Annotated in this window: 3 protein-coding genes; 2 read left to right on the top strand and 1 reads right to left on the bottom strand. The window is 55.8% G+C overall.

Annotated features, from left to right (window positions below; translation table 11 throughout):
* The first annotated feature begins 240 nt into the window (after positions 1 to 240).
* A complete protein-coding gene (locus IQ256_RS28935) occupies positions 241 to 393 on the top strand; it encodes a hypothetical protein (protein WP_193859135.1) in 153 nt (50 codons plus the stop codon).
* A 24-nt stretch (positions 394 to 417) separates the two neighbouring features.
* Here the strand turns inward: IQ256_RS28935 and galE are convergent, their stop codons facing one another.
* Positions 418 to 1,410: a UDP-glucose 4-epimerase GalE gene (galE, locus tag IQ256_RS28930; RefSeq protein WP_193859134.1), complete on the bottom strand. Its 993-nt coding sequence runs from the start codon at positions 1,408 to 1,410 to the stop codon at positions 418 to 420.
* 139 nt (positions 1,411 to 1,549) lie between these two features.
* Between galE and IQ256_RS28925 the strand changes: the two genes are divergently transcribed.
* Positions 1,550 to 2,251, top strand: a complete 702-nt coding sequence (locus IQ256_RS28925) for a hypothetical protein (RefSeq protein WP_228025395.1) — start codon at positions 1,550 to 1,552, stop codon at positions 2,249 to 2,251.
* The last annotated feature ends 96 nt before the right edge of the window (positions 2,252 to 2,347 follow it).

Below are 2,347 nucleotides of genomic sequence, written 5' to 3'. Positions count from 1 at the left end.
CTTCTAGGGCGAATCATGTTTCACCTGCACTAAACCGTAGTTTCTGGCCAACCGGTGAGTTTGATGCCCTTGTCAGCCAACAATGTACAAATGGTTTAAGTCAGGGGCTCGGTTTGGGCCTTGAGGGAGGCAGCATCAAGTACATCGGCTGCTATCTACCTGCTCGGAAGTCCGCATTCGTTACAGGTTCATCATCGTTTTGTGCGGGACGCTCGCTTAGGGCGGAGCAAGGACCGGCGGATGAATGAAACGGAGCCTTACACCAAGGCACTTCTCGGCGCGATTGAAGAGGATATCCAGCAGCCACCGCAGTCTCTTAGGCAAACCTGCTTTTTTGCCTTGGTGCTGGTCCACGGCAGCCGGTTGCAGCCGCGTGATCTCGTGCGTAACTAAACGCCGAATAGGGTGTTGTTGGCTCTACCCACCGGCGTTCAGTCGCTCTTCCCAATCTAAGGCGGTGCTCAAGATGAAATCGAGATTGTCGTGCTCGGGGCTCCAATTAAGCGAGGCCTGCAAGCGTGACGCATCCGCTACCAGTGCAGCCACATCGCCGGCTCGTCGTGGTGCCGTACGCACGCGCAGGTTCACCCCGGAGAGCTGTTTGATACCTTCTATCACCTGGCGAACGGAATAGCCCCGGCCGTAGCCGCAGTTTAGCGTCAGACTATTGCCCTGGTCCCTAAGATGGGTAAGAGCGCTAACATGTGCCCTCGCCAAGTCACTTACGTGAATGTAATCACGGATGCAGGTTCCATCCGGAGTGTCGTAATCATTGCCGAATACTTGGAGCTCCGCGCGCTTGCCGGCCGCGACTTCGCAGGCGGTCTTGATCAGATGTGTGGCCCCCGGGGTTGACTGTCCGGTTCGCCCCAGAGGGTCGGCGCCGGCCACGTTGAAGTAACGCAGCGCCACATAACGGAAATCCTGAGCAATAGCGAGGTCGCGTAGCATCCACTCAACCATCAACTTTGAGGTTCCGTAGGGGTTGACCGGTCGCGTCGGCGCCGTCTCGCTTACCGAGGTAGTTTCGGGTTGACCATACACCGCAGCTGTCGAAGAAAACACGAAGCGGTTGATGCCGTGGTCCACACAGGTTTGGAGCAGCTGTCTCGTCTTGCAAGTGTTGTTAGCGTAATAGGTCAACGGCGCAACGACGGACTCCGGGACAACGATATCGCCAGCGAAGTGCATAACCGCTGAGATACGATGCTCATTGAAGATACGCTCAAGCACAGTCTTGTCGCCCACGTCTCCCAAATAGAAGGGAACCCCCTCAGGCACCAGGTCGCGCCGGCCCTTGGCGAGGTTGTCAAGAACAACCACTGGGTAGGAATGCTCCTGACAGGCTAGCACGGTATGGCTGCCAATGTAGCCGGCCCCACCTGTGACCAACACTTCGTCTTTTGTCATCTATTTAACATGTCCGCGAATGTGGCGATGCCGTGATTGGTCCAAAGCCCTGCAAAGAGAGGAACGGATGCGGGGCACTTACTCAACGAATCTAACTTCTCCAACTTAGTATATTCAAAGAATGAATTTCAAAGCTTGAATGACGGTTCCATTCGCAGTATTTGAAGTCCCGGACTGGGAATGGAAAGCTGTGTTGCCCAAAGGAACCAAATCCGACGCTGAACTCGACTTCCTCACAGCCATTGAGCGTGGCGAAGTGGTGACGCAGATTGCGCTGAAGCAGCATATCGGCGTCTCCGTTGGCCTGATCAACGCGCTTCTTAAGCGCGCCGTCAACAAGGGCTATGTGAAGGTCCGCCAGGTTCCATATCGGCGTTATGCCTACTATCTGACGCCGCAGGGTTTTCGCGAAAAGGGCCGTTTGGTCGCCAAATACCTTGAGACGTCACTGTGCTTTTTTCGTGAGGCTCGAGGTCAATATGCAGAGGCTTTTGAGCGGGCACAAGCAACTGGGGCTGGGCGGCTTGTTTTGTTCGGGAGTGGCGAGCTTGCGGAAATCGCATTTCTTGCGGCTTCCGAGGCAGAGGTGTCCATTGTGGCTGTGGTCGATAAGAAAGCGAGGCAAGTGCGCTGTCATGGCGTCCCTGTGGTGGCGGGGTTGAAAGATGCCGAACCGTTTGACGGCATTGTCATCACCGATGCGAGTTCGCCGCAGAAGGCGTACGAATACTTGCGCGAGTCTTTCCCTGAAATCAGAATCTTCGCGCCAGGGTTGCTGCGGATCATACCGGACCGTTCGGATTTGATCGCAGCGGCCGGCCGAGAGGAGTTTGATCCTTGATGCCGTCCGGAAAGTGTGTCCCTGGTGGCTTTTTTCCACAGCAGACCCTAATTGCGGTGCCGTGCTGTGTTCTCAACGACGCGCTTGGCCTAGGCA

This window comes from cf. Phormidesmis sp. LEGE 11477 (genome assembly GCF_015207105.1).
GTDB lineage: Bacteria > Cyanobacteriota > Cyanobacteriia > Phormidesmidales > Phormidesmidaceae > Phormidesmis.
Note: the sequence above shows the minus strand (reverse complement) of the source record. Positions and strands in the feature narration are given on the sequence as shown.